The sequence below is a fragment of the Salinimicrobium oceani genome (genome assembly GCF_012037645.1).
Genome location: NZ_JAAVJR010000483.1, coordinates 1 through 489 on the forward strand (window position 1 = coordinate 1; position 489 = coordinate 489).

General features: G+C 40.9%; 1 protein-coding gene. It reads right to left on the reverse strand.

Translation table 11 applies throughout. From position 1 onward, the window contains the following. A partial coding sequence (locus tag HC175_RS17850) for an NAD(P)/FAD-dependent oxidoreductase (protein WP_168139611.1) occupies window positions 1–396 on the reverse strand: 396 nt, incomplete at its 3' end. Window positions 397–489 lie beyond the last annotated feature (93 nt).

Sequence of the window (489 nt, forward strand, 5' to 3'; positions counted from 1 at the left end):
TCTTTGTTCACTTGGAAGGCCCAAATATTTTGCGGTTGCTCCGGTAGAAATAATAACAGTTTCGGCCTCTATCCAGGTTGAATTATCAACACATACCTGGTGAATTCCTCCCATTTCATTACTAAACTTCACCTCGGTCACCATACCTATTCTTACCTGGGTTCCAAACCTTTCGGCTTGCTTTTGAAGATCAATCATCATTGCAGGACCATCTACGCCCTCAGGATAACCCGGGAAATTATCAACTTCGGTAGTTGTGGTAAGTTGGCCACCCGGTTCCATTCCGGTATACATAACAGGATGAAGGTCTGCACGGGCAGCATATATGGCCGCTGTATAACCAGCCGGACCGGAGCCTATGATAAGACATTTAATTCTTTCTTTAGTTTCACTCATTACTGTAGATTTTTCTCAAAACAAATGTACTAACTTTCATAAAAAACTTTTAGGTTAAAACATACAGATTCGTTATTCAGGTATAAAGCTTCT